The sequence below is a fragment of the Roseomonas sp. SRI_022 genome, from assembly GCF_057586215.1.
This window is the reverse complement of sequence record NZ_JBYCZL010000002.1, coordinates 141,135-165,236: the sequence shown is the minus strand read 5'-3', so window position 1 is coordinate 165,236 and position 24,102 is coordinate 141,135. Positions and strand designations below refer to the sequence as shown.

Genomic DNA, 24,102 nt, shown 5'->3' with positions numbered 1-24,102 from the left:
GATGCGGTGTCCCTCCTCAGACGATCTGGTTGACCAGCGCGCTCTCGCCGCGCTGCAGGCGGGCGATGTTCTCGACCATGAAGTCGAGGACGTTGTCCTCGTACATATGCGTCTCGCCGCCGGTATGCGGCGTGACCAGCACGTTCGGCATGGCCCAGAGTGGGCTGTCGGCCGGCAGCGGTTCATCCGCCGTCACGTCGAGCGCCGCACCGACGATCTTCCCCGCCTGAAGGGCCGCGATCAGCGCCGGTTCGTCGATGACGCGCCCGCGCGCGACGTTGATGATCTGCGCGGTCGGCTTCAGCGCCGAGAGGGCCGCCGCATCCACCAGCCCGCGCGTCTCATCCGTCAGCGGGCAGGACAGGATCAGGAAATCGGCGCGCGGCAGCAGCGACTTCAGGTCGCGGAAGGAATGCACCTCATCCGCGCCCTCGGGCCCGCCGGCGACGTTCTGCCGCACGCCCACGACCTTCATCCCGAAGGCCTTGCACAGCCGCGCGATGCGCCCGCCGATGCGCCCCAGGCCCACCACGACAGCGGTCTTGCCGAAGGCCTCGTCCTCGCGCTTCGCGAAATCGCCCTGCATGCCGCGCCAGATGCGCTTGGCCTGGTTGTCGCGCGCTTCGGGGATGCGGCGCAGCAAAGCGAGCATCAGCGCGATGGCGTGGTCGGACACCGCATTGGCGTTGATGCCCTGCCCGCTCGCCAGCCGGATGCCAGCCTTCTTCAGCACCTCGCGGTCATACTGGTCGGTGCCGGCGGAGCAGGATTGGATGAAGCGCAGCTTCGGCGCGATCGCCGGGATGTCGTTGCGCCACATGCCGGAGCAGACCAGCACATCGGCCTGCGCCAGGTTGGCGTCGAGTTCCTCGCGCGAGCGCGCCTCGATGAAGCGGATGCCGGTGTTGCGCGGGGTGAAGCGGTCGCCGAAGCGGTAGGCGACATGGGCGAAAAGGACGGTCAGTTGGTCGCGCGGCGGCAGCATCGATCGGGACTCCCGGTTCAGGTCGGGCGCGACCCTGGCCTCGGCCCCGCTGCCGCGCAAGGGGCCGGGGAACGGCTCAGCGGCGGACGGTGCCGGTTGTGCTGCTGGTCGCGGATCCGCCGCCGCCATTGCCGCCGCCACCCGCGCCGCCGGCGAACAGAACCGCCGCGACGGCCGCCGCCGCCATCCCCGCCGCGGCCAGGGCGGACGGGCCGGACAGGGTCTCGCCGCTTGGGGCAACCATGACCATGCGCTGCTGCTGCGGCAGTGGCGCGGGGGCAAGGCGCGGACGCGGTGGCGCCTCCCCGCGCGGGGCGATCACCACCGCGCTGCCCGGCGGCACGACCACGCTGCGCGTCTGCTGCGCCATGGCGACGCTCGGCAGCAGCGCGATCAGAGCAAGAATTCTACTCATGGTAGAATTCTCTAAGACGAATTTCCCCACAGAACAAGATCAGCCAGCACTCAGCCCTGCCGGGAGCCGAGCCGCTGAGGCAGGGCTGCGCCGGATGGGCTGCTCATGCGCCAATCCCCCGCCTTCGCACGCGCCTCCACCTCCTCGGCCAGCAGTGCCAGGACCGCCTCGGTCGCGCGGCCGGGCGGGCGGTCGGGCGGCAGCGCCAGCACGACATGCCGCCGGATCGCCGGCCGCACCAACGGGGCCACCAGCATCCGCCCTTCCTGCTCCTCCCGCCGGATCGCCGAGCGAGGCAGGATCGCGAAGCCAAGCCCGCATTCCACCAGGTCCTTCAGCACCAGGAAGGAATCGGCCTCATGCTTCAGGTTGAGCGTGACACGGGCCCGCCCGGCCGCCGCATCCACGATGGCGCGCAACCCATGCGGGCGGCTTGGCAGCACCAGCGGGTGGTGGGCGGCCGCGGCCAGCGTCACCGGCACCTCCGGCGACAGGCCGCTGCCTGGCGGTCCCGCGAGGACCAGGCCTTCGACGAACAGATCGCGCACCGGCAGGTGGAAGTCGGTCGCCTGCCCATAGAGCAGCGTCGCATCCGTCCCGCCACGCTGCACCCATTCGATCAGGTGGCCGGTATAGCCTTCGACCACGCGCAGCGAGACCTCGGGGTGTCGCTGCGCGACGCGCCGGGACAGCGGCCCGGCCAGCACGGCGGCGACCGTCGGCATCATGCCGAGCGCGACCTGCCCGGCCACGGCGCCGGCCAGCGCGCGGACCTCGGCGATCGCGCCCTCCAGTTGCCGCATGGGGCCACGGACGCGGGCCAGCAGGGCCTCGCCCGCCTCGGTCAACGCCATGCCCCGGCCGTGGCGCGTGAACAGCGCGAGGCCAGCCTCGGTTTCCAGCAGCCGGACCTGGCGCGACAGCGCGGGCTGCGCGATCCGCAGCCGATCGGCGGCCCGGCTGAGGGAACCGGCCTCGGCGATCTCCCGGAAGGTCCGCAATTGCCGCAGATCCATCGCACTACCCATAGCATTCCTTGATGGATGCTATCCGTCATTTCGAATTCAACGAAGGGCGAAGAGGCCCCATAAGGGCGCGATCCGATCCGGGCGAGATGCCGAGGGAGGGACGGCCGTGGCCGGGATGGTGCTGCCACGGCGCGTCGACCCGATGCCTTGCCAGCCCGCCCACCGGGCCGTAATCCCAATGCCAGCGGGAGAGAACCCATGGACACGCAGATGCCAACCGACGCCCATGCCGAGATCCGGGAAGAGGTGCGCAAGCTCTGCACGCGCTTCCCCGGGGAATACTGGCGCGAGCTCGACACCCGCCGTGGCTACCCCACCGAATTCGTCCAGGCGCTGACCGAGGCCGGCTGGCTCTCGGCGCTGATCCCTGAGGAATATGGCGGGTCGGGCCTGCCGCTCTCCGCCGCCGCGGCGATCCTCGAGGAGATCCACGCCTCCGGCTGCAACGCCGCCGCCTGCCATGCGCAGATGTACACGATGGGCACCGTGCTGAAGCACGGCAACGCCGAGCAGAAGCAGAAGTACCTGCCGAAGATCGCGACGGGCGAGCTGCGCCTGCAAGCCTTCGGTGTGACCGAGCCAACCAGCGGCACCGACACCACCGCGCTGCGCACCTTCGCCAAGAAGGAAGGCGACAAGTACATCGTCAACGGCCAGAAGATCTGGACGTCGCGCGCCGAACACTCCGACCTGATGCTGCTACTGGCGCGCACCACGCCGAAGGATCAGGTGAAGAAGAAGACCGACGGGCTGTCGACCTTCCTCGTCGACATGAAGGCAGCCCTTGGCAAGGGCCTGACCATCCGCCCGATCCGCACGATGATGAACCACAATTCGTGCGAGGTCTTCTTCGACAACATGGAAGTGCCGGCAGAGAACCTGGTCGGCCAGGAAGGCAAGGGCTTCCGCTACATCCTCGACGGCATGAACGCGGAGCGCATGCTGATCTCGGCCGAGTGCATCGGCGACGCCAAGTGGTTCATCAACAAGGCGGTGGAATATTCCAAGCAGCGCGTGCTGTTCGGCCATCCGATCGGCAGGAACCAGGGCGTGCAGTTCCCGATCGCCAAGGCCTATGCCGCCATGCGCGCGGCTGAGGCCCTGTTGCAGAAGGGCCTGTCGAAGTTCGAGGCCGGACTGCCCTGCGGCGAGGAAGCCAACATGGGCAAGATGATCTGCGCCGAGGCGTCCTGGATGGCCGCCGAGGCCTGCATCCAAACCCATGGCGGCTTCGGCTTCGCCGAGGAATACGACGTCGAGCGCAAGTATCGCGAGGCGCGGCTGTACCAGGTGGCACCCATCAGCACGAACCTGGTGCTGTCCTACATCGGCGAGCATGTGCTGGGGATGCCGCGGAGCTACTGATCATGCCGCGCGATCCGGTGCCGGTGGCCATCGCCTATGACTTCGATGGCACGCTGGCGCCGGGCAACATGCAGGAGCACGTCTTCCTGCCGAAGCTCGGCGTCGAACCCGCGCAGTTCTGGGCGGAAGCCAATGCGCTCGCCGTGGAGCAGCAGGGCGACCGCATTCTGACCTACATGCACCGCATGCTGGAATGGGCGCGCTTCAAGCACCTGCCGGTGCGCAAGGCGGACTGGATAGCGCAGGGCGCGGGCATCACGCTGTTCCCGGGCGTCGAAAGCTGGTTCGACCGGGTGAACGACGCCGCTGCAAAGCGCGGCATCGCTGTCGAGCACTACGTCATCTCCTCGGGGCTGCGCGAGCTGATCGAGGGGACGTCGATCCGCCGGCACTTCCGCGCCGTCTTCGCCTCGGGCTTCCTGTATGACGGATCGGATGTCGCCATCGCACCAGCGGTCGCGGTGAACTACACGACGAAGACGCAGTATCTCTTCCGCATCAACAAGGATGCGCTCGACCTTGCCGACGACACGGCGGTGAACGCGTACAGCCCGCCCGCGGCGCGGCGCGTGCCCTTCACCAACATGATCTTCATCGGCGACGGCGACACCGACATTCCCTGCTTCCGCACGGTGAAGGAACAGGGCGGCCATTCCATCGCGGTGTATCCGGCGGGTGACGCGCAACGCGCCGAGCGCACGCGCAAGCTGATCACCGAAGGCCGCGTGCATTGCGCCGTCCCCGCTGACTACAGCGCGGGCGGCGAGATCGAGCACCGCGTGCTGTCCATTCTCGACCTTCTCGCCGCGCGCGCCGCGGTCACCGCCCCGATGCCGGAGAATAACGCATGAGCGGATCCCGCCCCCTCGAAGGGCTTCTCGTCGTCGCGATGGACCAGGCGGTGGCCGCGCCCTATTGCGCGTCCCGCCTCGCTGATGCGGGCGCGCGGGTGATCAAGGTCGAACGCCCCGAGGGCGATTTCGCGCGCGGCTACGACAAGGTCGCCAACGGCCAGTCCTCCTATTTCGTCTGGCTGAACCGCGGCAAGGAGAGCATCTGCCTCGACATCAAGACGCCCGATGACAAGGCGCTGCTGGAACGGTTGATCGCCAAGGCCGATGTGTTCATCCAGAACCTCGCCCCCGGGGCGATGAAGCGCGCGGGCTTCGGGTCGGAGGATCTGCGAAAGCGGCACCCCCGCCTGATCACCGTCGATATCTCGGGCTACGGCGAGGAAGGCGAATACGCGTCGATGAAGGCGTATGACCTGCTGGTGCAGGCGGAATCGGGCCTTGCCTACATCACCGGCAGGGCGGAAGGGCCGGGGCGCGTCGGTGTGTCGGCCTGCGACATCGCCTGCGGCATGCACGCCTATACCGCGGTGCTGGAGGCGCTGCTGTCGCGTGCCATCACCGGCCAGGGCAAGGGCATCGCCGTCTCGCTCTTCGACGGCATGGCGGATTGGATGACGGTGCCGCTGCTGCAATACGAAGGCACGGGAAAGAACCCGCCGCGCATCGGCCTCGCGCATCCTTCGATCTGCCCCTACGGCGCTTTCCAGACCAAGGACGGGCAGGACGTGCTGATCGCCATCCAGAACGAGCGCGAATGGGCGTCCTTCTGCGCGCATTTCATGGATGAGCCCGACCTGCCGCAGAAGCCCGGCTTCACCGTGAACAACGACCGCGTGGCGCATCGCCCGATGGTGGATGCGCATATCGCAGCGATGTTCGCGACGCTGACGCGGGAGGAATGCGCGGCGAAGCTGCGGCGCGCCAACACCGCCTATGGCTTCGTCAATGATTGCGGTGGACTGCAGAAACACCCGGCACTGCAGCGCGTGCCGGTGCAGACGGAAAAGGGCCCGGTGATGATCGCGCTGCCGCCGGCCAAGCTGTCGGATGGCGTGCGGCCCTTCGGGGCCGTGCCCGCGCTCGGCCAGCACAGCGCGGCGATCCGGGCGGAGTTCGCGGCGTAGGGGCGGGTGATCGGAGACGGTCGCGCGCCCTCTCCGCTCTCGTGTCCCCTGCTCACGTCGGCCGCCTGAAGAACATCATCGGCGAGGCGCGGGTCGGCGCCGCCTGCGCGGGCCGTCCGACCATCATGATCGGCGCCGCGCGATAGGCGTCGAGCCCCCGCCCCGCCACGCCGGCCGCGAGCGGGATGACCTGCGCCCGGTCCGCCCGGTTGGCGAGACCTGGCGGTCCGGCCGCACCGGGGGCGAAGCGCGCCAGCAACGCCGCCTCGGCAGCCGGGTCGCCGGGCGGCCGTCCCTGTTCGCGGGCCCAGGCGGAGAGCACGCGCGCCCGGTAGGGCTCGGCCCGTTCCGGGGTCTGGGAGTGGTAGTGGCCGGCGGCACGCGCCCAATCGCCGCCGGCGGCGCGTAGCTCGGACAGGAACTGCGCCGCATAGCGGGCATTCGCCAGCGGGTCGAAGGCCTGTTCCAGCCCGGCAAAGGCGCTGGGGTGGTGGTGCAGGTTCACCTGCATGCAGCCGATGTCGATGAGGCGGACGCCGCGGGCCTGGAGTTGCCGCACCTCGGCAATCGCTGCCTCCCGCGTCGGGAAGAACATGCCGCGCCCCTCGGCATTGATGGTCCAGGGCCAGGGCGCAGACAGGCCGGTGGTGGGGTCGCGCCGGCCGGACTCCACGCGGCCGATCGCCTGCAGCAGGCCGGGCGGGATGCTCCTTTCGCGTTCCGCGGTCGAGATCGCCGCCCGGCAGGCGGCGCCGGGGTCGGGTGGCGGGGCGGTCTGGGCGTGGGCGGCGGCGGCGAAACCCGCCAGGGCGACCAGTGCACCGTACAGATTCGGCGGGAAGGCCGTGCGTCTCGACATAACGACGCATGCGCAAGGCCCATGCCACGCAACTATTATGCGCGGTCATGCTGCGCCGCGTCATTTTTGCTGCACTGCAAAAATCCCCTTGCGGAGGGCAGCGAAGGCCCCTAAGTTCCGTCCTGCAGCGAGTTGGCATCGCCACTCGCTGTCTTTCTTGGACGTTTCCTCCCTAAACTTGGCGGTGCCTTCGGGCACCGCCTTTCTTTTTTTGGGACGTTTGGAAGAAATAATTCTCCTAATGGAGAAATTCCTTCCCAGAAATGCTGCAGCGCATCACGCGCGCAGGAAGGTCCAATCCGTCTCCGCGAGATGCCCGATCAGGCCGCTGAGGTTCCGCGCCAGCGGCACCAGGCCAGGGCCACGCTCGATCCGCGCCTCATCCATGTAGAGCGCACGGGCGATCTCGATCTGCAGGGCGTGCGTCGCCTCCCGCGGACGGCCGTAATGGCGGGTGACATAGCCGCCCGCATACGGATCGTTCCGGCGCACGCGATAGCCCAGGCCGACCAGGATTTCCTCGACCAGCCGGGTGGCACGCGGGGCGCAGGCGGTGCCGTGGGCGTCGCCGAGCACCATGTCCGGCGGATTGCCGGCCTGCGCCGGATGCGCCGGCATGGAATGGCAATCGACCAGCAGGCAGAAGCCGAAGCGGGCGCGGGTCTCGGCGATCAGCTTCGCCAGGGCGGCGTGATAGGGTTCCCAGCAGCTGCGGATGCGTGCCTCGGCCTCGGAAAAGGCCAAGCGGCGGCGATAGACGGTCTCCCCGGTCGCGACGATGCGCGCGATGGTGCCGAGCCCGGCCCCGACCCGCGGGCTCGATGTATTCACCCAGGGCGGCAGCGGGCCGTCGAACATCCCCGGATCGAGCTCCCAGGGCTCGCGGTTCACGTCGCACCACACGCGCGGGAAGGTCGCGGCCAGCAGCGGCGCGCCGTGGGGCGGGGCGGCGGCGAACAATTCGTCCACGAAGGAATCCTCGCTCCGCCGCAGGGCGAGCGGGGCGAGCCGCGCCTCCGCCACGAGCTCCGCCGGATAGGCCTGGCCGGAATGCGGGGAGGCGAAGACGACCGGCATGGTCTGCCGCGCCGGGCGGTAGATGACGTAGGGCGCGGTCTCGGCGGGCCCTGGAAGGTTCTGGGCGGGAAGGTCCATGTGCAACCGACCAAACCATAGCCCCCGGCGCATGTCACGCGAGAGCCGCATTTTCCCTGGATTAGCGAATTCGTCAGCATCCCTCGCGCAGTGTGGCGCCGATGTCCGGCAAGGCAAAAGGTCCGCGGGGCGGCGGCACCATCGTCATCAGGCGCGAGGAAGGCGGCGAGGCCGGCCACCATGGCGGCGCCTGGAAGGTCGCCTATGCCGATTTCGTCACGGCGATGATGGCCTTCTTCCTGCTGATGTGGCTGCTCAATGCCACCACCGAGGAACAACGCCGGGGCCTCGCCGACTATTTCGCGCCAACCAATCTGTTGGCGCGCTCCGTGTCCGGCTCCGGCCAACCCTTCGGCGGGCGCACGCCGAATGATGAGGGCAATGTCACATCGACCAGCGGCGTGACCACCATCCAGCCCGGCCGCCTGCCCGCGGTGATGGACATTGAGGAAGACGACACCGACACGCCGGCGCGGCCGATGCCCCGGCGCGACGGCCCGCCGGGGCCGGAGGACGCCGAGGCACCACGCCTGGCCGTCGCCAGCCCGCCCGGCGCCCATGCCGGGCCGGAAGCCCCACGCGGCGGCCCGGCCGAGGCCCCCGCCACCGAGGCGCGGCCCGAGGCGATCGGCGAGGCGGAGCTGCGCCGCGAGCTCGCCCGACGCGAGCGCGCATCCTTCGAGCAGGCCGCCGCGCAGATCCGCGAGACGGTGGCGGCCGACCCGGCGCTGGCCGATCTCGCGCGGCAGATGCTGGTGGAGCAGACGTCGGAGGGGCTGCGCATCCAGCTGATCGATGCGGAACGCCAGCCGATGTTCGCCCTCGGCGGCAGCGCGCCGAACGACCGCGCGCGGGCGCTGCTGGCGCGCGTCGCGCAGGCCGCGTCCCGGCTGCCCAACCCGATCGCCATCGCCGGGCATACCGATGCGACGCCGTTCCGCGGCGGCGGCGACCGCAGCAACTGGGACCTGTCGGCCGAGCGGGCCAATGTCACCCGCCGGCTGCTGACGGAGGCTGGCCTGCCGGAGGGCCGCATCCGCAGCGTCAGCGGGCATGCCGATCGCGACCTGCTGCAACCCGATGCACCTGCCGCCGCGGCCAATCGCCGCGTCTCCATCACCGTGCTGCGCCAGGTTCCGGACGCCGCGCCATGATCTCGCTCGCCGGTCTCGGCTTCCTGCTTGCCTGCGTGTTCGGCGGCTACATCGCCGCCGGCGGCAAGATGGACATCATCCTCAAGGCGCTGCCCTTCGAATTCGCCATCATCGGTGGTGCCGCGGTGGGCACGCTGGTCATGGCGAACAGCGTGTCCGGCCTCAAGCATGTCGGCGGTGGCTTCGGGAAGCTGCTGAAGGGCGCGAAATATTCGCGGCGGGACTACATGGACCTGCTGTCCCTGCTCTACTACCTGGTGCGCCTCGCCCAGACCAAGGGGCCGATGGCGCTGGAGCCGCATATCGAGAAGCCCGAGGAAAGTGCCGCCTTCGCGAAGTTCCCGCGCATCGCGGCGGACCACCATGTGGTCCACCTGATCTGCGACTACCTGCGCATGGTCGGCATGAATGCCGACGACCCGCACCAGATCGAGGATGTGATGGCGAGGGAGCTCAAGAAGATCAAGGAGGAGGAGATGCACCCCTCCCACGCCATGCAGGCGATGGCGGATGCACTGCCCGCGCTTGGCATCGTCGCGGCGGTGATGGGCGTGATCAAGACCATGGGGTCGATCAGCGAGCCGCCGGCGGTGCTCGGCAAGATGATCGGCGGCGCGTTGGTCGGCACCTTCCTCGGCGTGCTGCTGGCCTATGGGCTGATGGGGCCCTTCGCCGCGCGGCTGAAGGGCGTGGTCGATGAGGAAAGCAAGTTCCTCGAGGTGATCCGCGCCGTACTGGTGGCGCATCTGCACGGCAATGCGCCGCAGGTGGCGGTGGAGACGGGGCGCAAGATGGTGCCATCCGGGCACATGCCGTCTTTCCAGGAACTGGAGCAGGCGCTGCAGGAGTTGCAGATCGCCTGAGCCGCGGCGCGTGTGGTTCTCGGCATCAGACAACCCGGGGTTGCGCATTGCCGGGCGATCGGTAGCCTTCGTGCCGCAGGCGGAATACCGCCGCATACCGGAGGAAACGATGTCAGGTTCGATCCCATCCCGCCGTGCGGCGCTCGCCGCCGGGCTTTCCCTGGCTGCCCTCGCAACACCTGCCGCCGCGCAGCCGGCCGGGCGCGTCCCCGCGCCGGCGTCGCGGCCGCCCGCCGGCCCGGATCTGGTGCGCGGCTTCTCCCGCGCGCGGCTCGCCGGCTTCCGGGAGGCGCTGCTCGCCGAGGGCGAACGCGGCTCCTATCCCGGCTGCGTCGCCGCCATCAGCCGCAACGGCGAGATCGTGCATTTCGAGGCCTATGGCCATCTCGACGCCGCACGCAGCAAGCCGATGACGCGGGATGCGATCTTCCTGCAGGCGTCGATGACCAAGCCGATCACCTCGGTCGGCGCGATGATGCTGGTCGAGCAGGGACGGATGAAGCTGTCCGACCCCGTCGCGATGTTCCTGCCGGAACTGGCCAATGTGAAGGTGGAGATGCGCCGCGACGGCCAGCCGGTCGAGGACGTGGCCCCCGCCCGTCCGATGCGGGTGCAGGACCTGCTCCGGCACTCGGCGGGCTTCGTCTATCCGGACAGCGCGACATCGCCGCGCATGAAGGAGATGTATGAGAGCCAGAACATCACCGCCTCCACCGGCGCGATCACCGGGGATGAGATGCTGCGCCGGCTCGGCACCATTCCCCTCGCCCACCAGCCGGGCACGATGTTCCACTACTCGATCGCGACCGACGTGCTGGGGCTGGTGGTGGAGCGCGTCTCGGGCCAGCGGCTCGATCGCTTCTTCGTGGAGCGCATCACCGGTCCGCTCGGCATGCGCGACACCGCCTGGTTCGTGGAACCCGGCAAGCGCGTGCGGCTGGCCGAGGCGCTCGACAGCGACCCGCTGAAGGCCAACATGTGGCGGAACTACCGCATCCTCGAGGACGAGGCCGGGCGGTCATACTTCAAGGGCGGCGCGGGGCTGGTCTCGACGGCGGGGGACTACATCCGCTTCGCGACGATGCTCGCCAATGGTGGTGTGTTCGAGGGGCGGCGCTACCTCGCCGCGCCCATCGTCAGCTTCATGATGTCGAACCACATCCAGGGCATGGGCGGCTCGCCGGAGGCCTCGACCGGGCCGGGCTACGGCTTCGGCCTCGGCTTCGGCGTGCGGTTGCAGGACGGGCTCGCGGTCGCGCCCGGCAGCACGGGCGATGCGATGTGGGCGGGCGCCTGGGGCACGTCCTTCACCGTCGACCGGGCGGAAGGGCTCGCGGCGGTGCTGATGGCGCAGGGCCCGTCGCGCCGCGGCCAGACGCGGATGCTGTTCAAGAACCTGGTCTATGGCGCGATGGTGGAGAGCCAGCGGCGGTAGCCACATCAGCCCTGCTGGCGGCCCCGCCGGCAGGATTCTCAGATGCGCCCGAGGTGCCGCAGGGCGAATTGCAGTGGCGTATCGGAGATGCGCAACAGCCCGGTGCGCGGGTGCTCAAGTTCGATGATCAGGAAGATCGCACCCCCCACCGCAAGCGCGCCAGCGAACAGGGCGAGGACGATCATCGTGTTGGCGCGCACGAACAGACCCATGGCGAGGAACAGCAGCGCGAGCCAGGAGACCAGGACGCCGAGGAAGGGCCACTGCACTTCATCCGTCACGTCGCGCACCATCAGCAGGGCGCGCGACTGCACCAGGCGCTGCGCCATGTCGAGCGCACGGGCCTGGGCGGCCGACTGCGCTGCATTGGCTGGCTGCAATCCGGCGATGGCGGCGAAGAATGCGTCGAAGCGCGTCGCATCGATCACCGGGCCGCCGCGATCGGACTCGATGACATGGGCTGCGATCGCCTCCTCGACCATCTCCTTGAGGCGCGCGCGCGCATCCTCGGCACCTGGCCCCGCGCGAGCGAGCGAGATGTCGAGCACGATAAGGTCTGCCGCAAGTTCGGACACGCTGTTGGTCTGCGCCTGGAAATGGCTGCTCGCCTGGGCGATCAGCAGACCGAGCACGAGCGTCGCCATGGAGGCGATGAGCGCCTGGACGAGGCGCACCATGTCCTTCGTCTCAGTGCTGCGATGGGGTTCGGGCAGCAGGCGGTGCATCCCCAGCCCGGCGATCCCGGCGAGGAAGGTCAGCAGGAAGACGCCGAAGCCGATCATCGCGGTCATGCAGCAAGGGCCCTCCCACCCACGCGATGCGCGTGCCGGCGCAGCGCCGAATCACCCGGGCGGCGATTCTATCAGGTGCAGGATACGCGGACTGGACGCCGCGTCAGCTACGGCAGCGCGCGATCGCGTGGAATCGCTGCGCGGTTCCGCCGGCCGGGCATGAGTTGCCCGGGTCAGGGACCGATATCCGATCAGGCGCTTCCACCTGATCGGATCTTGGCTTGGCGGCCGAGATGCGGGAACCGCATCACTCCGCGGCGGGCTTCACCCCGTAGACCGACCGCGCCGCCTCGGGGCTGACCAGCCCGTCCTCCACATCCCGTGCCACCAGCACGGGGTCACGCTCCTTGGGATCCCCCATGCCACCACCACCGGGCAGCCTCAGCAGCAGCCGCCGACCCTTGGGGATGATCTGGAAGCCCTTGGTGCGCAGCACGGTGCCATTGGCGTCGTTCATGCCAACCCAGCCGGTCGCCCCCTCCCCGCCGCCGTCGCGGCCCTTCGGCGCATTGGCGACGCGGTCGAAGATGGCGTTCACCGCGAATTCGGCATCGCCCTTCGCGCCGATCTCCATCACCTGGCCGAAGCCGCCGCGGGTGCGCCCGGCGCCGGCCGAATCCGGGCGGAGCTGCTTCTGCCAGAAGATCACCGGCGCGACATTCTCGGTCGCCTCCACCGGCATGGTGCGCACGCCGGACGGGAAGGCCGTGCCGTCGAGACCGTCCTTGCCCGGACGCGCGCCGGTGCCGCCGGAGTTGAAGGTGATGATCTCGAAGTCTTCGGTCTCCGCCGCCTGGCCCGAGACCTGCGAGCCACCGCGCAGCGGCGGGTTCCACAGCGCCGAGGACCCTTCGGCATTCACCCGCCCCGGCACCGCCTGGTGCAGGCAGCCCATCATCAGGTCCGGCAGCAGCTGCCCCACGATGTGGCGCACCGACACGGGATAGGGGTGCGGCGCGTTCAGGATGCAGCCTTCCGGGATGATCATGTGGAAGGGCGACAGCGAGGCCCAGTTGTTCGGGATCTCGGGCGCAACCACGCATTTGATGCCGAAGCAGGAATAGGCGCGGCAATAGGCCGGCGGCACGTTGATGCCGCGGTTCGACAGGCCGGAGGTGCCGGCGAAGTCCACCTCGATCCTGTCGGCATGCACCGTCATCGCGGCCTGCAGCGTGACCGGCGCCTCGTACCCGTCGGACTTGATCGAGCCGCTGTAGGTACCGCGCGGCAGCTTCGCGATCTCGGCCAGCGTCGCGCGCAGGCTGGCGTCGAAGATGTACTGCCCGAGGTCGTCGAGCGAGGACATGTCGTATTCGTCCATCATCTCGACCAGCCGCTTCGCACCCGCATCGTTGCAGGCGCAGAGGCTGTAGATGTCGCCTTCCAGCTCCACCGGCGTGCGCGATCCGGCGCGGATGAAGTCGAAGAAGGTCTCGTTCGGGACGTTGCGGTCGAAGCACTTCACGATGGGGATGTAGAGGCCTTCCTCGAAGACGCTCCGTCCCTCCGGCCCCATGCCGAGACCGCCGATGTCGATGATATGCGCGGTGTTCGCGAACAGCCCGACGATCTTCCCCTTGCGGAAGGCCGGCGTGACGACCGTGAGGTCGTGCAGGTGGCCGGTGCCGAGCCAGGGGTCGTTGGTGATGTAGTGGTCACCGGGTTGCATGCCGTGCGCGGGGAACTTGTTCAGGAAGTGCGCGACGCTCTCCATCATGGAGTTCACATGCCCCGGCGTGCCGGTCACCGCCTGGGCGAGCATGCGCCCCTGCAGGTCGAAGACGCCGGCCGAAAGGTCGCCCGCCTCGCGCACCGTGGTGCTGAAGGCGGTGCGGATCATGGTCTGGGCCTGTTCCTCGACCACGGCGACCAGGCGGTTCCACTGGATCTGCCGCTGGATCTGCGCCAGCGCACCGGTTTCCTTCATCGTGCGATCTCCTGCGACAGTTCCAGGTATCCAAGGCCGTCCATGCGGCAATTCCAGCCAGGGCCGATCAGCGTGCTGGTCTCGGCCTCGGCGACGATCGCCGGGCCGTGGATGGCGGCACCCGGGACGAAGCCGTCCCGATCATAGACCGGCCATTCCGCGACTTCACCGGTCGCGGTGTCGCGCACCGTGTGGTGGCGGACCGCTTTCGGGGCCGGCGCGGCATGCACGGGCGCGGCCGGCTCCACCGCGGCCTCGACCGTGCGGACGGTGACGGCGAAGGACAGGATCTCCACATCTGAGCCCGGCACCGGGCGGTCGTAGAAGCGGGTGTACTCCGCGTCGTAATGGGCGCGGATCTCGGCGACATCGGCCTGCGTCAATGCACGCGGCGGCAAGGCAACGGCGATCTCATGCCCCTGGCCGACATAGCGCATATAGGCGATGCGGGTTTCCTCGGTCGGCGCCGCGAAGGCACCGTTCGCGACCACGCCCGTCGCTTCCGCCGACATGGACGACAGCAACCCGTTCACCGCCGCGACGTCGAAGGTCGCGAAGCGCTGATACAGCGACTTCACCACCTCATAGGCCACCGGCGCGCGCAGGAAGCCGATGGCGGAACCGACGCCGGCACCGGAAGGCACCAGCATCCGCTTCACGCCGATCTTCTCGGCGACGCGGTATCCATGCACCGGCCCACCGCCACCGAAGGCGATGATGACGCGGCCCTCATAGCCCTTGCCGCTTTCGATGGCATGGACACGGGCGGCGTTCGCCATGTTCTCGTCCACCATCTCGACCACGCCGAGTGCCGCCATGTCGGCGGACACGCCGAGCTTGCCGCCGACATGTTCGGCGAGTGCCTGGCGCGACTGCACCGGATGCAGCCGCAGGGACCCGCCGGCGAACAGGTCCGGTTCGTACCGGCCGAGCGCAAGGTTCGCATCGGTCACCGCCGGATGCGTGCCGCCGCGGCCGTAGCAGGCCGGGCCGGGGTCGGCGCCGGCAGATTCTGGCCCGACCTGAATGCGGCCCATGGAATCCACCTGGGCGATCGAACCGCCGCCGGCGCCGATCTCCACCATCTCGATGACGGGGATGCGCAGCGGCAGGCCGGAGCCCTTCTTGAAGCGGCCGACGCGCGCGACCTCGAAGGTGCGCGACGCCTGCGGCTGGAATTCGTCGATCAGGCAGACCTTCGCGGTGGTGCCGCCCATGTCGAAGGACAGCACCTTGTCGAAGCCACGCTGCTTGGCGACGAAGGCGGAGAAGATCGCCCCGCCCGCCGGGCCGGATTCCACCAGGCGGATCGGGAAGCGCGCCGCCGTCTCGATGGTGGTCAGCCCGCCGCCGGACAGCATCAGGAACAGCGGGCACGCAACACCCGCCGCGCGAAGCCCGACTTCCAGCCGGCCGAGATAGGAGGCCATCAGCGGCTGCACATAGGCATTCGCGGCGGTGGTGCTGAACCGCTCCCACTCCCGCATCTCGGGCGAGACTTCCGACGACAGCGAGACGGACATTCCCGGCCACATCTCGCGCACGATCTCGGCGGCGCGCCGTTCATGCACGGGGTTCACGAAGGCATGGAGGAAGCCGATGGCGAGGCTCTCGATCCCCTCGCCCTTCAGGAATTCGACCTGCTGGCGCAGCGCCGCCTCATCCAGCGGCACCAGCACCTTGCCGGTATTGTCCAGCCGCTCCGGCACCGTCACGCGCCAGCGGCGGCGCACCAGCGGCTGCGGCAGGTCGATGTTGAGGTCGTACTGATCGTAGCGGGCCTCGTTGGCGAGCGCGAGGACGTCGCGGAAGCCCTCGGTCGTCAGCAGCGCGGTCTTGGCACCCTTGCGCTCGATCAGCGCATTGGTCGCGAGCGTCGTGCCGTGGATGACGAGGTCGAGATCGGCAGCCGCCAGGTTCGCCTTGGCGAGCACCTGGGTGACGCCTTCCAGCACGCCCTTCTCGGGCGCGGCGGGGGTGGTCAGGACCTTTGCGGTCCAGCGCTCGTCACCCTTCTCGATGGCGAGGTCGGTGAAGGTGCCGCCGATGTCGACGGCTAGGCGTGCTTTGGCCATGTCGGGTGTCATGCTGTCCTGGGAAGGAGAAATCGCTCGGCGCGGATAGGCATACTGCGCGCCATGCGCGTATGCATACCGCGCGCCAGAAGGGTTCAGAAGACCGCGAGGCGGGAATTCAGCAGGTCGGTCACCAGCATGCAGCCAGGCGCATGGGTGATGCAGAAGGGTGGCTTCGTCGCTGCGACAACGGCCTGTGGCGTGACCCCACAGGCCCAGAACAGCGGTAACTCATCCTCGGCTACGGACACCACTCCGCCGGCATCGACGCGGCCGAGATCGCTGATGCCGATCATCTCCGGCCTGCCGATATGCACCGGTGCGCCATGCACCGACGGGAAGCGCGAGGTGATCTGGATGGCGCGGATTGCGTCAGCTGGCTTGAACGGCCGCATGGACACGACCAGCGGGCCATGGAACGGCCCGGACGGAACCGTGGGGACGTTGGTGTAGTAGACGGGCACCGCCTTGCCCTCGTCGAAATGGCGCAGCGGCAGGCCGTCCGCCAGCAGCGCCTCCTCGAAGGAATGCGAGCAGCCGAGCAGGAAGGCCACCAGGTCGTCGCGCCAGAGATGCGTGATGTCGTGCACTTCCTCGACCATCACGCCGTCGCGCCAGACGCGGTAGGTGCCGATGTCGGTGCGGATGTCGATATCCTTCCCGAGCGTCGGCAGCGACGGATCGCCGGGCTCTGACGTCGCGAGCAACGGGCAGGGCTTGGGGTTCAGGGCGCAGAAGCGCTGGAAGTCGGCCGCGAGGTCGCGTGGCAGGATGGCGAGGTTGGCCTGGACGTAGCCCGGGGCCATGCCCTGGGTCGGACGCGTCCATTCGCCACGGCGGATGCGCTGGCGGACGGACCAGCCGGTTTCGTGCGGCGCGGCGTTGTGGTCCATGCGGGGCCTCCTCGGTCGTGGTGGCATTCCAGCCCCTCACGCCCCGGCTGTCGAACGCCGAATTTGGATCGGGGTGATCGAAAAAATCATTCGGTCGCGTCGGCCAGCCCCCGTGCCAGCGCCGCGATGGTGGCCGCGACATGGCTGTCCGGCTTGCGTAAGTAGCTGACATGGAAGCCGATTTCCGGCAGGGCGACATCCGCGACCTCAACCCGTCGCAGCGCACCCGATGCCAATTCGCGATCGGCCGCGATCACCTGCATGACGCTGATGCAGACCCCCGCGCGCGCCAGTTCGGCCATGGTCGCGATCGAGGTGCTGCCCCACAGCCGCACCCCCTGCGCGCCCGCTTCCTCGAACAGCCGCCGCAGCGTCGCCGAGATCTCCGTGTCGTGGGAGAAGGAGAGGATCGGCCAGCGCGACAGTTCCGCAAGGCGCAGCGGCCGGTCCGGCAGGCCAAGGCCCGGGCTGGCCAGCCAGCCGAGCGGGTAGGAGCACAGCGGCTCATTCACCGCCCGCGGGTCGTCCACGGTGCCGGCCAGCATCGCGATGTCGATATGCCCCGCGGCGAGGCTGGTCCGCAGCGTCGGCGTGATGTCCACGACCATGTCGAGCACGATGCCCGGATGCGCCGCGCCGATGCGCTGCACCAGCCGCGGCAGCAGCGTATGCGCCAGCGTCTCCGAGATACCGATGCGCAGCAGCCCGCGCATCGCGGCCGGGTCGGCGATGGCGCGCAGCATGTCCTCGCGCAGATCGACCATCTGCTCGGCATAGCGCAGCAGGGCGGTGCCCTCGGCGGTCAGCGTCACGCGCCGTTCGCCGCGCTGGAAGATGCGGATGCCGAGTTCCTGCTCAAGCTGCGCGATGCGGGCGGAGATCGCCGATTGCGTCGTGTTCAGCCTCGCCGCGGCGGCGCGGAAGCCACCCAGGCGGACCACCCAGATGACGGTCTCGAGCGATCGGAGGTCGCGCATGCGCCCCCTACTGCGCGGCCTCCGCCGCCCAGCGCTGCACCACGGCGCAGGCGGCGGCGAAATCCTCCATGCGCATCGCTTCCTTCGGGTTGTGGCTGCCGTTCTGGTTGCGCACGAACAGCATGGCGGCGGGGATCTTCGCCTCGGCGAACGCAGCCGCGTCATGGCCACCGCCCGACGCCATCTCCCGATGCGGAATGCCGAGTCCGACGGCGGCGCGCGTCAGCCCCGCACGGATGCCTTCATCCATCGGGCTGGCGCGGCTGCCGGTCTCGGGGCCGCAATCGAAGCGCACGCCGCGGCGCGCCTCGATCTCCTCCATGAAGCGGTGCAGCGCCTCGAACATCAGGTCGCAGGCATGCGGGGAGACGCTGCGCACATCCAGCTGGAAGGTCGCCTCGCCGGCGATCTTGGTGAAGCCGGCCTCGGCCGTGGTCGCCATGGTGCAGAAGGTGCAGACCAGCACATGGCCCATGGATTCGAGCCGGCACCATTCCTCATCCATGCGGTGGGCGAGTTCGGCCAGTGCGGCCGCCGCATCGCGCCGATATTTCCGCGGCGTGCCGCCGGAGTGGTTGTATTCGCCGAGCACCCGCGCCTGGCGCAGCCGCCGGCTGCCGGGAATGCCGGTGACGACGCCGACCGGGATCTCCTCCGCATCCAGGACCGGCCCCTGCTCGATATGCAGTTCGAGATAGCCTGCGACATTGTGCGGGCCGATCGCGTGTTCCCCGCGTGCCACCGCGTCCGGGTCGAAACCTTCGTCCTTCATGTGATCGGCAAGGCTGCGCCCGGTATCCTGCCGCGCGATCGCGAGGCCATCGGGCTTGAGCAAGCCCAGCGCCATGCGGCTGCCGGGATAGGAGACGGGGAACCAGGCGCCGGCTTCCTCCGCGCGGATCGCCATGACCGTGATGTCGCGACCCGGCACGAAGCCGGCGTGTTTCATGCCGGCGACCGCCGCCATGCCGGCCAGTACGCCCGCCGCGCCATCGTAGTTCCCGCCCTGTCGGACGGAATCGAGATGACTGCCGATGATGATGCGCTTCGCCGCGCGATCAGCACCCGGCAGCGTCATGTAGAGATTGCCCGCGACATCGGCGCTGGCCTCCAGCCCGATGCGTTCCGCCGCCGCACGCACCAGCGCATGCGCCATGCGTTCGCCGGGGCCATAGGCTTCGCGCGTCACCCCTTCCCCATCCGCGCTGCCCGCGCGCAGCCCGGCGAAGAGTTCCGCCGCGAGGTCGATATCGGGGGTGAGGTTCGGCAGCATCGCATTCAACCTTCGCAGGATGGCCGGGCGCCGCGAGTGCGCCCGGCCGATCAGTGATTCAGAGCATGCTGCGGACGCGGCCGCCATCGACGCGGACCATCGATCCGGTGATGTAGGCACCGGTCTTGCCCGCGAGGAAGGCGCCCATCGGGCCGTATTCATGCGGCTCGCCGACGCGCCCGGCGGGCACTTCCTTGCCGGCGCGCGCGACCTCCTCCTCGACGGTGATGCCCGCCTTCGCGGCGCGCGCCGTCGCACCCTGCAGGATGCGGTCGGTGCGGATCGAGCCCGGCGCCAGGATGTTCATCGTCACGCCGTCCGCCGCCACCTCGGCCGCGAGCGTCTTCAGCCAGGCCCAGATCGAGGCGCGCAGCGTGTTGGACAGCGCGAGCGTCGGGATCGGGTGCTGCATGCCCGAGGATCCCACCACGATCACCCGCCCGAACTTCTGCGCGCGCATCGCGGGCATCAGCCGCATGGTGATGCGGATGGGGGAGACGACGATGTTCTGGAACCACTTCACCAGGTCCGCCTCCTTCATGTCGGAGGCGGTGCAGAAGGGCGGGCCGCCATGGTTCAGCACCAGGATGTCCACCCCGCCCATCGCGGCCACGGCGGCGTCGGCGAGTTTGTCCATCTCCTCGCCGCTCGACACATCCGCCTGCACCACGGTCACGGATGGCGCGCCAAGCGCCTTGAGGTCGGCGGCCGCCTTGTCCATCGCAGCGACGTCGCGGCCGCTGATGGTCAGCACCGTGCCTTCGGCCGCCAGCGCATCGGCGATCGAACGCCCGAGGCCCTTCGCACCACCCATGACCAGGGCGCGCTTGCCCTTCAGACCGAGATCCATCGTCGAAATCCTTCGTTTCCTGCCAACAAACCGGGGCGGACCCTGCATCCTCCCCCGCCCCCTGGCAAGACGGGCCGCCCCGCGTCATGGTGCGCGCCCACCGATCAATTCGTGCAGGAAGCGTTCCATGGCCAAGCCCGTCATCCTCGTCACCCGCAAGCTGCCGGACGGCATCGAGGCGCGGCTCACCTCCCTGTTCGATGCGCGGCTGAACACGGCGGATGCGCCCTGGTTCCGCGACGGCGCGGAGATCGCCAGGCGCGCAACCGAGGCCGGCGCGGCCGGCGTGCTCTGCGCCGCCGGCGATCCCATGAATGCGCAGACGATCGGCGCCCTGCCCGACAGCGTGAAGATCGTCACCACCTTCAGCGTCGGCGTGGACCACATCGCGCTCGATGCCGCGAAGGCGCGCGGCATCGCCGTGACGCACACGCCCGAGGTGCTGTCCTTCGCCACCGCCGAGACCGCCTTCACCCTGATGCTGATGGCCGCCCGCCGCGCCGGCGAAGGCGAGCGCCTGGTGCGCGCCGGCCAATGGGAAGGCTGGGCGCCGACCCAGCTCATGGGCGTCACGCTGCAGGGCAAGACGCTCGGCGTGCTCGGCTTCGGGCGCATCGGGCGGGAGCTCGCCGACATGGCGCGCGGCATGCAGATGAAGATCCACTACCACGACGTTCAGCGCCTGCCCGAGGCGCTGGAGAAGGGCGCGAGTTTCCATCCGGATGAGGACAGCTTCCTCGGCGCCATCGACGTCATCTCGATGCATGTCCCCGGCGGCGAGGGCACGCGCAAATGGCTGAACGCCACGCGCCTGGCGAAGATGAAGAAGGGTGCCATCGTCATCAACACCGGCCGCGGTCCCTCGGTGGATGATGAGGCGCTGGTCGCGGCACTGTCCTCCGGCCACATCCGCGCCGCCGGCCTCGATGTCTACACCGCAGAGCCGAAGGTGCATCCGGGCTACATGACGCTCGAGAACGTCGCCCTGCTGCCCCATCTGGGGTCCGCCACGATCGAGACGCGCGACGCCATGGGCAATCGCTGCATCGAGAACCTTGAGGCTTTGCTCCTCAAGGGCCAGAACCCGCCGCACCGCGCCGCCTGAACCAAGGATTCCCGGTCAATGCTGTTCGATTTCTCCAAGATCCCCCACGACCAGGCCTACAAGCTCTGCGTCGCCTCCATCGTGCCGCGGCCGGTCGCCTGGGTGGTCAGCCAGGATCGCGCCGGGCAGGTGAATGCCGCCCCCTATTCCTTCTTCAACGTCTTCTCGGACAACCCTGTGGTCGTCGCCATCGGCTGCTCGCCGCGCGCGCCGGGCACGCCCAAGGACACGCTCGCCAATATCGAGGCGACCGGGCAGTTCGTGGTGAACCTCGTCTCCTCCGCGAACGCGGACCAGATGAACATCACGGCGGTCGACTTCCCGAGCGGCGTGAACGAGATCGCCGAAGCCGGGCTGACCACCACGGCGTCGTCCATGGTGCGCGTGCCGCGCATCACCGAAAGCCCGGTCGCGCTGGAATGCGAGATCCTGCAATTCGTGCCGACCAACGGCCACACCATCGTGCTCGGCCGCGTGGTGGCGATGCACATCCAGGATGATTGCGTGCTGGATGCGGCGAAGTACTACGTCGATACGCCGAAGCTCGATCTCGTCGGCCGCATGCATGGCCGCGGCTGGTATGCGCGCACGACTGATCGCGTCGAGATCCCGCGCATCCCGCTCGCCGATTGGGAAGCGCGCAAGAAGGCGTAATCCCAATGGCCCATTCCATGGGCCATTGGAGTCTTCGTTTTGCCTCAGGCGCCGGCACACGCATCCGCGTGCTCGGCTTGCGCGCCCTGCACTGGCGCATTGGCGACCGCTGGTGGTCTGGGCGCGGTCGCGCTGTGCGCTCGCGGCCCGATGCCGGGGCATCGGGCCGATCATCACCCACAGCGGTTGGAAGACGATCGCCGCCCACTGGACACTGCTTCGGCTGGCCGTCAGTTTGACGGCCAAGCGCGACGGGCCCGCCCGCCGGGGGCGAGGGCCGCGCAACCGAGGACGTGTCCAATGATGATCCCACGCCCGACGCGGCGGGCCGTGCTGGCCCTGGCCGCCACCGCCTTCCTGCCGATGCCCGCCTTGGCGCAGGCCTTCCCCGACCGTCCCCTGCGCCTCGTCATCCCCTGGCCGCCGGGTGGCACCAACGACATCGTCGGGCGGCTCGTCGCCGATGGCATGGCGCATCGCCTCGGCCAGCCTGTGGTGATCGAGAATCGCGGTGGCGCCGGCGGCGCGCTGGGCGCGGAGGTCGTCGCGAAATCGACGCCCGATGGCTACACGCTGCTGCTCGGCGGGTCGGGCAGCCTCACGATCAACCAGCTTGTGCGCAAGCGCCTGCCCTATGATCCCGCCACCGCCTTCGCGCCGATCGGCATGATTGGCAGCGGGGCGAATGTCATCATCGTGCATCCGTCCGTCCGCGCGACCAACCTGCGCGAGTTGCAGGCCGTCGCGCGCGGGGCGAACCCGCCGCTCAACTACGCCTCCCCCGGCGTGGGCAGCACGGGCCACGCGGCCGGCGCGCTCATCACCCAGGTGCTGGGCGTGGAGATGGAACACGTCCCCTATCGTGGCACCGGCCCGGCGATGAACGACGTGGTCGCCGGGCGGATCCAGGTCTTCACCAACGCGCTCGCGCCGATGCAGCCGCAGATCCAGGCGGGCACGGTGCGTGCGCTCGCCATCGCGGGCACGCGGCGCAACGCCGCGCTGCCGGACCTGCCGACCACCGGGGAGGCCGGCTTCCCCGACATCCAGGCGGCGACGTGGTACGCGCTGCTGACCACCGGCGGCACACCGCCCGACCGCGTGCAGCGCCTGTTCGCCGCGCTGAACGAGACGGTCAACAATGCCGAGACCCGCCGCAAGCTCGAGGATGGCGGTCTCGACGTCGAACCGAGCGACAGTCCCGCCGCCTTTGCCCGCTTCGTGTCGGAGGATGCGGCGCGCTGGGAACCCGTCGTGCGCCGCGCGGGTGTCAGCGTGGAGTGACCCGCCCTTGCGGCGCCGGCCCGATGCGGCAGGATGCGCGGCAGGGAACAAGGAACGGGTCCATGATCGCACGACGCCAATTGGGGCTGGCCGTCTTGCCACTGCTCGTGCGGCCGGCCCTCGCGCAGGGCCAGGCTTGGCCGGTGCGGCCGATCCGTCTCATTGTGCCCTTCGCGCCCGGTGGTACGACCGATGTGGTCGGGCGCATCGTCGCCGAGAAGCTCGGTGCGCGGCTTGGCCAGCCTGTCGTCGTGGAAAACCGTGCGGGCGCGGGCGCGACGATCGGCGCGCAGCAGGTCGCGCGGGCGGAGCCGGACGGGCTGACGCTACTTGTCTCCTCCTCCACCTCGCACGGCGTCTCGCCGGCGCTCTATCCCAACATCCCCTACGACGCGCTGCGCGACTTCACCCATGTCGGGATGATCGCGCGCTCGCCTTCGGTCCTGCTGGTGAATCCGAATAGCCCGATGCGAACGCTGGCCGATTTCGCCACCGCCGCGCGCGCGGCTGGTGAGGTGCGCTTCGCCGTCGCGGGCATCGGCACTTCCTCCCATCTCGCGGGCGTCAGGCTCGCCATGGCGCTCGGCGTGCGGACCGAAAGCATCCCCTATCGCGGCGCCGGCCCGGCGCTGACCGACCTAATCGGCGGCGTGGTGCCGGCGATGCTCGACAGCCTGCCCTCGGCGGGGCCGCATGTGCGCGCGGGCGCGCTGCGGGCCCTTGCCGTCAGCGGCGCCGAACGCGCCGAGGGCTTCGCCGATTTGCCGACGCTGCGCGAGGGTGGGCTCGACGTCGTCTCCTATGCCTGGTTCGGCATCTCCGGTCCGGCCGGGCTGCCGGCGCCGATCGTCCAGCGTCTTTCCCCCGAACTGCGCGCCGTGCTGACCGATCCACCAACGCGCGCGCGACTGGAAGAACTCGGCGGCGCGCCACCCGACACCACGCCCGAGACCTACACCGCCTTCATCCGCGACGAACTCGCGGCCTTCGCGCCGCTGGTTCGCGCCGCCGGCCTTCAACCGCAGTAAGGAAGCAC

The 24,102-nt window shown here is 69.3% G+C and carries 22 protein-coding genes; 10 read left to right on the top strand and 12 right to left on the bottom strand.

Going from position 1 to position 24,102, the window contains the following annotated elements:
* Nucleotides 1-16: 16 nt before the first annotated feature.
* From AC2YHJ_RS02545 to AC2YHJ_RS02535, 3 genes are all read right to left on the bottom strand, one after another.
* Entirely contained in the window at nucleotides 17-985 is a 969-nt protein-coding gene (locus tag AC2YHJ_RS02545) for a D-2-hydroxyacid dehydrogenase (protein ID WP_487393760.1), read from the bottom strand.
* A gap of 76 nt (nucleotides 986-1,061) precedes the next feature.
* Entirely contained in the window at nucleotides 1,062-1,400 is a 339-nt protein-coding gene (locus AC2YHJ_RS02540; RefSeq protein ID WP_487393759.1) for a hypothetical protein, read from the bottom strand.
* A 50-nt stretch (nucleotides 1,401-1,450) separates the two neighbouring features.
* Nucleotides 1,451-2,428, bottom strand: coding sequence for a LysR family transcriptional regulator (locus tag AC2YHJ_RS02535; protein WP_487393758.1), 978 nt, complete (start codon nucleotides 2,426-2,428; stop codon nucleotides 1,451-1,453).
* Nucleotides 2,429-2,626: 198 nt separating this feature from the next.
* Here AC2YHJ_RS02535 and AC2YHJ_RS02530 point away from each other — a divergent pair, with 198 nt between their 5' ends.
* Genes AC2YHJ_RS02530 through AC2YHJ_RS02520 form a run of 3 tightly spaced genes read left to right on the top strand, consistent with a single transcriptional unit; the run spans nucleotide 2,627 to nucleotide 5,771 of the window.
* Entirely contained in the window at nucleotides 2,627-3,793 is a 1,167-nt protein-coding gene (locus tag AC2YHJ_RS02530; protein ID WP_487393756.1) for an acyl-CoA dehydrogenase family protein, read from the top strand.
* A gap of 2 nt (nucleotides 3,794-3,795) precedes the next feature.
* Entirely contained in the window at nucleotides 3,796-4,644 is an 849-nt protein-coding gene (locus tag AC2YHJ_RS02525) for an HAD family hydrolase (RefSeq protein WP_487393755.1), read from the top strand.
* Nucleotides 4,641-5,771 (top strand): CaiB/BaiF CoA transferase family protein, encoded by a 1,131-nt coding sequence (locus AC2YHJ_RS02520; protein WP_487393754.1) that lies wholly within the window; start codon nucleotides 4,641-4,643, stop codon nucleotides 5,769-5,771. The genes AC2YHJ_RS02525 and AC2YHJ_RS02520 overlap by 4 nt, the downstream gene beginning before the upstream one ends.
* Nucleotides 5,772-5,823: 52 nt before the next feature.
* Here AC2YHJ_RS02520 and AC2YHJ_RS02515 read toward each other — a convergent pair whose 3' ends face one another.
* Together AC2YHJ_RS02515 and AC2YHJ_RS02510 are read right to left on the bottom strand one after the other, a co-directional pair.
* Nucleotides 5,824-6,630 carry a lytic transglycosylase domain-containing protein gene (locus AC2YHJ_RS02515; RefSeq protein ID WP_487393753.1) on the bottom strand — a complete coding sequence of 269 codons (807 nt, stop codon included), beginning with the start codon at nucleotides 6,628-6,630 and terminating at the stop codon, nucleotides 5,824-5,826.
* A gap of 276 nt (nucleotides 6,631-6,906) precedes the next feature.
* Complete coding sequence (locus AC2YHJ_RS02510; protein WP_487393752.1) at nucleotides 6,907-7,785, bottom strand: N-formylglutamate amidohydrolase; 879 nt, start codon at nucleotides 7,783-7,785, stop codon at nucleotides 6,907-6,909.
* Nucleotides 7,786-7,886: 101 nt separating this feature from the next.
* Here AC2YHJ_RS02510 and AC2YHJ_RS02505 point away from each other — a divergent pair, with 101 nt between their 5' ends.
* The 3 genes from AC2YHJ_RS02505 (at nucleotide 7,887) to AC2YHJ_RS02495 (ending at nucleotide 11,237) form a co-directional block, all read left to right on the top strand.
* Entirely contained in the window at nucleotides 7,887-8,939 is a 1,053-nt protein-coding gene (locus AC2YHJ_RS02505; RefSeq protein ID WP_487393751.1) for a flagellar motor protein MotB, read from the top strand.
* Nucleotides 8,936-9,802: a flagellar motor stator protein MotA gene (gene motA, locus AC2YHJ_RS02500; protein WP_487393750.1), complete on the top strand. Its 867-nt coding sequence runs from the start codon at nucleotides 8,936-8,938 to the stop codon at nucleotides 9,800-9,802. The genes AC2YHJ_RS02505 and motA overlap by 4 nt, the downstream gene beginning before the upstream one ends.
* A 109-nt stretch (nucleotides 9,803-9,911) precedes the next feature.
* On the top strand, nucleotides 9,912-11,237 hold the full coding sequence (locus AC2YHJ_RS02495; protein ID WP_487393749.1) for a serine hydrolase domain-containing protein: 1,326 nt from the start codon (nucleotides 9,912-9,914) through the stop codon (nucleotides 11,235-11,237).
* A gap of 38 nt (nucleotides 11,238-11,275) precedes the next feature.
* Here AC2YHJ_RS02495 and AC2YHJ_RS02490 read toward each other — a convergent pair whose 3' ends face one another.
* The 7 genes from AC2YHJ_RS02490 to AC2YHJ_RS02460 form a co-directional block, all read right to left on the bottom strand.
* On the bottom strand, nucleotides 11,276-12,028 hold the full coding sequence (locus AC2YHJ_RS02490) for a bestrophin-like domain (RefSeq protein WP_487393748.1): 753 nt from the start codon (nucleotides 12,026-12,028) through the stop codon (nucleotides 11,276-11,278).
* 247 nt (nucleotides 12,029-12,275) lie between these two features.
* Nucleotides 12,276-13,955: a hydantoinase B/oxoprolinase family protein gene (locus tag AC2YHJ_RS02485; RefSeq protein ID WP_487393747.1), complete on the bottom strand. Its 1,680-nt coding sequence runs from the start codon at nucleotides 13,953-13,955 to the stop codon at nucleotides 12,276-12,278.
* Entirely contained in the window at nucleotides 13,952-16,030 is a 2,079-nt protein-coding gene (locus tag AC2YHJ_RS02480; RefSeq protein ID WP_487393746.1) for a hydantoinase/oxoprolinase family protein, read from the bottom strand. The genes AC2YHJ_RS02485 and AC2YHJ_RS02480 overlap by 4 nt, the downstream gene beginning before the upstream one ends.
* Before the next feature lie 95 nt (nucleotides 16,031-16,125).
* Entirely contained in the window at nucleotides 16,126-16,923 is a 798-nt protein-coding gene (locus AC2YHJ_RS02475) for a putative hydro-lyase (protein ID WP_487393745.1), read from the bottom strand.
* An 86-nt stretch (nucleotides 16,924-17,009) separates the two neighbouring features.
* On the bottom strand, nucleotides 17,010-17,900 hold the full coding sequence (locus AC2YHJ_RS02470) for a LysR family transcriptional regulator (RefSeq protein WP_487393743.1): 891 nt from the start codon (nucleotides 17,898-17,900) through the stop codon (nucleotides 17,010-17,012).
* 7 nt (nucleotides 17,901-17,907) lie between these two features.
* Nucleotides 17,908-19,173, bottom strand: coding sequence for a hydantoinase/carbamoylase family amidase (locus AC2YHJ_RS02465; RefSeq protein ID WP_487393742.1), 1,266 nt, complete (start codon nucleotides 19,171-19,173; stop codon nucleotides 17,908-17,910).
* Between the two features lie 58 nt (nucleotides 19,174-19,231).
* A complete protein-coding gene (locus AC2YHJ_RS02460; RefSeq protein ID WP_487393741.1) occupies nucleotides 19,232-20,023 on the bottom strand; it encodes an SDR family oxidoreductase in 792 nt (263 codons plus the stop codon).
* A 127-nt stretch (nucleotides 20,024-20,150) separates the two neighbouring features.
* Here AC2YHJ_RS02460 and AC2YHJ_RS02455 point away from each other — a divergent pair, with 127 nt between their 5' ends.
* The 4 genes from AC2YHJ_RS02455 (at nucleotide 20,151) to AC2YHJ_RS02440 (ending at nucleotide 24,094) form a co-directional block, all read left to right on the top strand.
* The gene (locus tag AC2YHJ_RS02455) at nucleotides 20,151-21,128 is read left to right on the top strand and encodes a 2-hydroxyacid dehydrogenase (RefSeq protein ID WP_487393740.1); all 978 of its coding nucleotides are present in this window, start codon (nucleotides 20,151-20,153) and stop codon (nucleotides 21,126-21,128) included.
* An 18-nt stretch (nucleotides 21,129-21,146) separates the two neighbouring features.
* On the top strand, nucleotides 21,147-21,782 hold the full coding sequence (locus AC2YHJ_RS02450) for a flavin reductase family protein (RefSeq protein WP_487393739.1): 636 nt from the start codon (nucleotides 21,147-21,149) through the stop codon (nucleotides 21,780-21,782).
* 300 nt (nucleotides 21,783-22,082) lie between these two features.
* Nucleotides 22,083-23,066 carry a Bug family tripartite tricarboxylate transporter substrate binding protein gene (locus AC2YHJ_RS02445; protein WP_487393738.1) on the top strand — a complete coding sequence of 328 codons (984 nt, stop codon included), beginning with the start codon at nucleotides 22,083-22,085 and terminating at the stop codon, nucleotides 23,064-23,066.
* A gap of 62 nt (nucleotides 23,067-23,128) precedes the next feature.
* Nucleotides 23,129-24,094 carry a Bug family tripartite tricarboxylate transporter substrate binding protein gene (locus AC2YHJ_RS02440; protein ID WP_487393736.1) on the top strand — a complete coding sequence of 322 codons (966 nt, stop codon included), beginning with the start codon at nucleotides 23,129-23,131 and terminating at the stop codon, nucleotides 24,092-24,094.
* Nucleotides 24,095-24,102: the final 8 nt, after the last annotated feature.